This window comes from Bradyrhizobium sp., assembly GCF_035701725.1.
Lineage (GTDB): Bacteria > Pseudomonadota > Alphaproteobacteria > Rhizobiales > Xanthobacteraceae > Bradyrhizobium.
On the sequence record NZ_DASSRP010000401.1, the window covers coordinates 1 to 6,693 of the forward strand.

At 61.1% G+C, this 6,693-nt stretch carries 4 protein-coding genes and 1 pseudogene; 2 read left to right on the plus strand and 3 right to left on the minus strand.

The features are described from left to right. From VFL62_RS24375 to VFL62_RS24385, 3 genes are all read right to left on the minus strand, one after another. Positions 1-798: cytochrome-c peroxidase (locus VFL62_RS24375; protein ID WP_325174952.1), on the minus strand; the 798-nt coding region annotated here is incomplete at its 3' end. 182 nt (positions 799-980) lie between these two features. Beyond that, the gene (locus VFL62_RS24380) at positions 981-2,720 is read right to left on the minus strand and encodes an alkaline phosphatase family protein (RefSeq protein WP_325174953.1); all 1,740 of its coding nucleotides are present in this window, start codon (positions 2,718-2,720) and stop codon (positions 981-983) included. 207 nt (positions 2,721-2,927) lie between these two features. Beyond that, positions 2,928-4,742, minus strand: a complete 1,815-nt coding sequence (locus tag VFL62_RS24385) for an alkaline phosphatase family protein (protein WP_325174954.1) — start codon at positions 4,740-4,742, stop codon at positions 2,928-2,930. Positions 4,743-5,361: 619 nt separating this feature from the next. Here VFL62_RS24385 and VFL62_RS24390 point away from each other — a divergent pair. Continuing rightward, positions 5,362-6,492 carry a M20/M25/M40 family metallo-hydrolase gene (locus VFL62_RS24390; RefSeq protein ID WP_325174955.1) on the plus strand — a complete coding sequence of 377 codons (1,131 nt, stop codon included), beginning with the start codon at positions 5,362-5,364 and terminating at the stop codon, positions 6,490-6,492. 12 nt (positions 6,493-6,504) lie between these two features. Beyond that, positions 6,505-6,693, plus strand: a pseudogene (locus tag VFL62_RS24395) (3-methyladenine DNA glycosylase); the annotation flags it as partial.

Below are 6,693 nucleotides of genomic sequence, written 5' to 3' on the forward strand. Positions count from 1 at the left end.
GAACAGCTTGAGGCCGCGCAGCTCGGCCTCGCTCAGCCGCGCCTTGCCCTCCAGCCAGTAGTCGTACTTGCTGTCATAGGGGTGGAAGCTCGGCTCCTCGAACTGATAACGGCCGACCGCAAAGGTGGCTTCGGCGACCAAAAGTTTGGTGTCCTTGAAGATCCGTTCGCCGAACAATGTCGCAAACTTCTTCGCATAAGGCGCGTTGCGCAGTTTTTCGGCGATGATCTCGATGCTGCCGCCATCCATTTCCCTCGGATCGAGCATCGGGCCGTTAGCCTGGATCTGAAGCGTGTCGGCGCGTCCGTCCCAGAACAGACCGCCCTGCGGCACGATGTTGGCCTTTTGCGCCGTATCCGTTGCAACTTTTTGAGCGCGCTCCGCGGTCTTGCCCGCCTCGGCGAGCTGCGCCAGATCGACATTCTCGTTCATCGGATCATCGGGGCCGATGGAGAATTCGGGCTGCTTGTCCAGATAGGTCAGCGACGGCACCGCGCGCATGCCTTGCAGTTTCATGTCCGGACCACCGAGCATCACCGGAGCGTCGGTCGGCGGCCCATAGGCATGGTCCGGGCTGTGACAGGAAGCGCAGGCAAGCTTGCCCGACGACGACAGGCTGGTGTCGAAGAAGATATCGCGGCCAAGCCTTGCCATCGCCGACAGCGGCTGGACCGGGCGACGGATCAGGCGAACCGGATTGGGATTTTCGCCACTTTGCGTTTGCGGCTCGGCAGCGAAGACCGCCCCGGCAAGAAGGCCGGCGCCGAGAGACCACACGATTGTGCGAAGCCTTTTCATCTTTTTCCCTTGTGCCTCTCAAAACGATTTTGAGCCGTGCGGCAGAGACAGATAGGGAGCCTCGGTGACAGGTATGTGTAGGTCCGGCTGAAAAAGCGCTCTGTCGGACGCACAACGACGCCGGCCATGAGGCCGGCGCCGCGCGCGCGCACGATTTTGCAATTGCCTGGAAGAACTTACGCCTAGTTCTTGTCGGTCGACTTGCTGTCCACGACACCGAAGGTCGGATCGAGGATCAGCTTGGTCGATTTCTTCTGCGAGAAGTCGAACATGTCCATGATCGAACCGGCCGAGGCATCGAACGAGCCCTGACCGATACGCTGGCCATTCAGCCAATTGTCCTCGATGAATTGCGGGATCGAGGCCTGGGTCGTCAGCGTGTGGCTGACATAGTTCTTCTTGGCGTAAGGCGAGATCACCAGGAAGGGCATGCGCGTGCCCGGACCGCAACGGCCGTCGACGGGCTGACCGGAGACACCGACCGGCTTCGGCGTGACACCGGGGATGCCGCAGTTGCCGGCGCCGTTCAACTGATCGACATCGACCGGAGTCGTCGAAGTCCTGACCGTCGTCGTGACTGTCGAGAACGAGCCGTGCGTGATCGTGGTCGACGCATGGTCGTACCATCCGTCGGAGTCGTCATAAGCGATGATCACGGCGGTGGAGTCCCAATCTTCCTGTTCCTGAAGGAAGTTGATCAGGCTGACCGTACCGAACTGTTCGTCCAGCGGATTCGAATAACCGCCGTGACCGTCCTGATAGGCCGGCAGCTTGATGAAGGACACCGCAGGATAGTTGCCGGAGCCGACCGCCTGCATGAAGTCTTCGAGGTCATAGGCATGGTTGGCCGGACCGTTGTGGCCGACCTCCTTGATCGACGCCGGCCGAGCGTGGTTCAGGTTGGCGGTCGACGCATAGTACTGGAACCAGGCGTGGTGCGGGATGTAGTCCGCAGTGGTGCCGCTGAGACCAGTCGTGGTGCGCCCACAGCCCGAGGTGCCGTTGCCGTTGACGGTTTGCAGGTTGAACCCGCCCATAAACGAGCCCCACGGAATATTGGCTGCGTTGAGCAGGTCGCCGATGTTCTTGCCCGTAAACGAAACCTGTGCCGTCTTGCTCGAGCAGACGTCGCCGGTGGGGTCGGTGTCGTTGATGAGCGTGAAGCCACCCTGGCCGTCCGGGATCACGGAGGCGGAAAGACCGGGCGGAACCACCGCGCCGTTAGCCTGGCCCGCGAACATGTTGAGCGCGCCGGGAGTCGATGGGCCGAATTGGTCGGTCCAGTTATTGTCGCTCATCGCGTAGTTCTGGGCATAGTTCCAGAACGCGGTGACCGTGTTGCCGTCGTAGTAGCCCATCACGAGCGCTGGGGTGCCGAAGGCGCCGGCCCCGCCCTTGGTGCCGGTACCGACGTTCAGCGGGAACAGGTCGTTCTTGCCGCCGTCATAGGCCAGTTGCTCGGGCGTATAGGCATGGCCCTGGTCGCCGCTGACCGCCTGCGAGCGGTCGAGCCGGAACGGATTGGACTGGTTCGGCGCGTTGAGCGCGTTGGTGAAGTTCGGGTTGTTGTACAGCAGCGCCTCGGTATCGATGTTGTTGATATCGTGCGGCGTTTTCTTGGCGGGCTCGAACACCGGCTCACCTTCCGGGTTCAGCGCGTTCGGATAGGTGCCGAAATAATGATCGAACGAAACGTTTTCGTTGAAAATCACCACGAGGTGCTTGATCGGCGTCTTCGTCTTCAGCGAGTTCGGATTGCTGCCCGGCTTCTTGGCGTTGTTTTCAACGCTGTTGATCAGGTTCTCGACCGACGAGAGCTCGTCGTTGTGACCGGCAACAGAACCGGTGGACGTGAAAGCCGCGGCGACCGCGATCAGCGCTGCCGACGACAGCAGAGCGGATTTGAGCTTAAGATTTTTCATCTTTTCTCCCCATTGCCTCTCAAAACGATTTTGAGCCGTGCGGGGGAGACCGATAGAAAAGCTCAGTGACACGTTTGTGTAGGTTTCACGTCAGAACGCCTTCGGCCCCGGCCGACGAAGCCGTCGACCAGGGTCTTGAAGGCGGCGCCGGCACTAAGGCACGCGCCTATGACCGCACGATTGTGCGATTTAATCTAAGAACTTAGCTCAGTTGTTGATCTTCGATTTGCTGTCGACGAGGCCTGAAGTCGGATCGAGGATCAGCTTCGTCGATTTTTTCTGTGAGAAGTCGAACATGTCCTCGATCGAGCCGGTCGTGGCATCGAAGGAACCGCCGCCGAGACGCTCACCCTTCAGCCAGTTGTCTTCGATGAATTTCGTCACCGAAGCCTGCGTGATCTGGGTGTGGCTGACGTAGTTCTTTTTGGCGAAGGGCGAGATCACCAGGAACGGGATGCGGAAACCTGGACCACAGCGTCCGGCGACCTGCTGGCCGCTGAGGCCGGTCGGCTCCGCCGTACCCGGGACGCCGCAATTGCCCGAGCCGTTCGCCGCATCAGCCGCCGAGAACGAGGTGCTCTTGATGGCCGGAGCGACGTGGTCGTACTGACCGTCCGAGTCGTCATAGGTGAAGATGACGGCCGTCGAGTCCCAATCCTCCTGCTGCTGAAGGAAGTTCAGCAGGTTGACCAGTCCGGTCTGCTCGTCGAGCGAATTGGAGTTGCCGGGATGACCATCCTGGAACGCCGACTGCTTGATGAAGGACACGGCCGGGAAGTTGCCGGCGCCGACCGCCTTCTCGAACTCTTCGAGGTCATAGGCGTGGTTGGCCGGGCCGTTATGGCCGATTTCCTTGATGGATGCCGGCAGCACATGGTTCGGGTTAGCCGTCGACTGGAAGTACTGGAACCACATGTGGTGCTGGATGTAGTCGGAAACAGTCCGGCCGGTCACCGAGCTGATGTTGCTGCGGCCACCGGTATTGCCAGGGTTGGCGAGTTTGCAACCGGTGCTGCCGTTCTGGTTGATGGTCTGCAAGGCGAAACCACCGACGAACGACCCCCACGGAATGTTGGCGGCGTTCAAGAGATCGCCGATGTTCTTGCTGGTCATGCCGACCGTCAGGTTGGTGGCAGGTCCAGAGCAGATATCGAAGGTGGGATCGATGTCCTGGATCAGCGTCGGGCTGCCATCGGGGCTCGGGACTGCATCGCCTTCAGCCAAAATGGCGGTGGTGAAAGCCGCCGACCCAACCGGCGGAACCGGCGAGCCATCGAAGAACTTGGCACCAGCGGGAGCGGTGAAGACCGCGCCGTTGGTCTGGCCGGACCACATGTTGAGCAGGCCGGGCGTCGACGGGCCGTAGGTGTCGGTATACGCGTTGTCGCTCATCGCAAAGTTCTGGGCGTAGTTCCAAAGTGCGGTGACGGTGTTGCCATCGAAATAGCCCATCACCTGGCCTGTGGTGCCGAACGCACCCGCGCCACCATTCGAGCCTCGACCCACATCCGCCGGGAAAAGATCGTTCTTGCCGCCGTCAAACGCCAGTTGCTCCTTGGTGTAGTTGTGGCTCTGGTCGGCCGTGTCCGCCTGTGTACGATCAAGCCGGAACGGATTGACGGCGCCAGCGCCGTTGGCGGCGTTCAGGTTCGGATTGTTGTCGAGAAGCGCTGGGCTCGACAGCAGGTTATTGATATCGCGCGGCGTGTTCTTCGCCGGTTCGAAGACCGGCTCGCCTTCCGGATTCAGAGCGTTCGGATAAGTGCCGAAATAATGATCGAACGAACGGTTCTCGTCGAAGATGACGATGAGATGCTTGATCGGCGTCTTGGTCTTCAAGGAATTCGGGTCGGTGCCTCCACCCTTCTTGGCGTTGGAGGTGATGCTGTCGATCAAATTGGCGACCGGCGCGAGTTCGTTCGCGAGATTGCCGGCAACGGAACCTGACGTCGCGAACGTGGCGGCGACGACAATCGCCGCGGCCGAAGACAATAGAGCGGATTTGAGCTTCAGATTTTTCATCTTTTCCCCAGAGCTTAAGTAACGAGTGTACAAGCGCGGGGACAGATAGGCAGCATCAATGACGGGCATGTGTAGGATTCACGTCAAACCTTTTCGGTTCGCGTGCTCTTACACACCCGTCGCGCGCCGTCTCGAAGCATCGGCGCAACACCATCCTCATCGCGTCATCTGCTAAACCGCGAGAGGGAAAGTTATTTTCCGCTGCGAGGCGTTTGAATTCGCGTCTCGGCAGCGATCAGTTCATCCGGACTTGAGCTCCGAAATTTTTTTGTTGGCATCGACGCCAGGTTTTGCGTCGACGTCCATGTCGACAACCTATGTTGTCAACACTGTCGATGAACATAAACATGCGCGTGCGAAGGACACATGACAGAGGCTTCGTGCCGCGCATTTTTCGCAGGCGGCTTCAGCGAGCCATTTCGGCCGCGGCGCAGTCGCCGCACGCGAACGCTTTTGCCGGCCCGATCCAGCCTCGATTCGTCCGAACGAGAGCCAGGCCGGCCTTGCGTCGGCTTGACTTTATGCTGGCGTCATCGATCCTTCATGCGGGCGGAGCGGCCTTGTGAGCTGTGTCGCGCATTCGCCGGTCAAACCATCTCCTTGAGATCGGGTGCTCTCGATGAATCCCGTCAACCTGCCCTTCGATTCCGAGGCAATGCTTGCGGGCCTGCGCGCCTGGGTCGAGTGTGAAAGCCCGACCTGGAATGCTGCAGCGGTCAACCGGATGCTCGATCTGGCAAGCCGCGAGATGGCGATCATGGGGGCCTCGATCGAGCGCGTCGCAGGGAGGCAGGGATTCGGCGACTGCGTGCGGGCGAAATTCCCCCATCCCCGGCACGGCGAGGCGGGCATCCTGATCGCAGGCCACCTCGACACGGTTCACCCCCTTGGCACCATCGAGAAGCTGGCGTGGCGTCGCGATGGCAACAAATGTTATGGGCCGGGCATCTTCGACATGAAAGGCGGCAACTACCTCGCGCTCGAGGCCATCCGCCAACTGGCGCGCGCCGCCGTTGCGACGCCGCTTCCGATCACGGTGCTGTTCACGCCGGATGAGGAAGTCGGCACGCCGTCGGCGCGCGAATTGATCGAGGCCGAAGCCAGGCGCAACAAGTATGTATTGGTGCCCGAGCCCGGCCGGCCGAACAACGCCGTCGTCACCGGTCGCTATGCGATCGCGCGCTTTGATCTCGAAGCCACCGGACGGCCGAGCCATGCCGGGGCCACGCTCTCCGCGGGCCGTTCGGCGATCCGCGAAATGGCACGCCAGATCCTGATCATCGACGGCATGACATCGGAGGACTGCACTTTTTCAGTCGGCATCGTGCATGGCGGCCAGTGGGTCAATTGCGTCGCTACCACCTGCACCGGCGAGGCGCTGAGCATGGCCAAGCGTCAGGCCGATCTCGACCGCGGCGTCGCGCGCATGCTGGCGCTGTCGGGCTCCTACAACGACGTGAACTTCAAGGTGACGCGCGGGGTCACGCGCCCGGTATGGGAGGCCGATGCCGGCACGCTCGCACTCTACGAAAAAGCGCGCAGCATCGCCGCTTCGATGGGGCTGGAACTTCCTCATGTCAGCGCCGGAGGCGGCTCCGACGGCAATTTCACCGGCGCGCTGGGAATCCCGACGCTGGACGGATTGGGCGTCCGCGGCGCCGATGCGCACACGCTCAATGAACATATCGAGGTCGACAGCCTTGCCGAGCGTGGCCGCCTGATGGCAGGACTTTTGGCGACCCTGAGTTAAAGAGAATGTCGCATGGCGAAAGCATCGGTCACAGCGCGCACGATCCCGTTCAAGGCCATCCGCGCACGCGCCGAAAAGCGCAAAGGCGGCGCGGCAGCGCTGGAAAAACTGCTGCCGGCAAAGCCCAGCATGAAGGCGCTGGCAAAAATCAGCGACGACCGCATTCTGGCGGAGATGACGCAACGGGTGTTTTCGGCAGGC

What these genes read in the sequence shown, in the direction of transcription:
- VFL62_RS24385 (WP_325174954.1), bottom strand. Translation starts at nt 4,742, where the DNA reads ATGAAAAATCTGAAGCTCAAATCCGCTCTATTGTCTTCGGCCGCGGCG.
- VFL62_RS24380 (WP_325174953.1), bottom strand. Translation starts at nt 2,720, where the DNA reads ATGAAAAATCTTAAGCTCAAATCCGCTCTGCTGTCGTCGGCAGCGCTG.
- VFL62_RS24390 (WP_325174955.1), top strand. Translation starts at nt 5,362, where the DNA reads ATGAATCCCGTCAACCTGCCCTTCGATTCCGAGGCAATGCTTGCGGGC.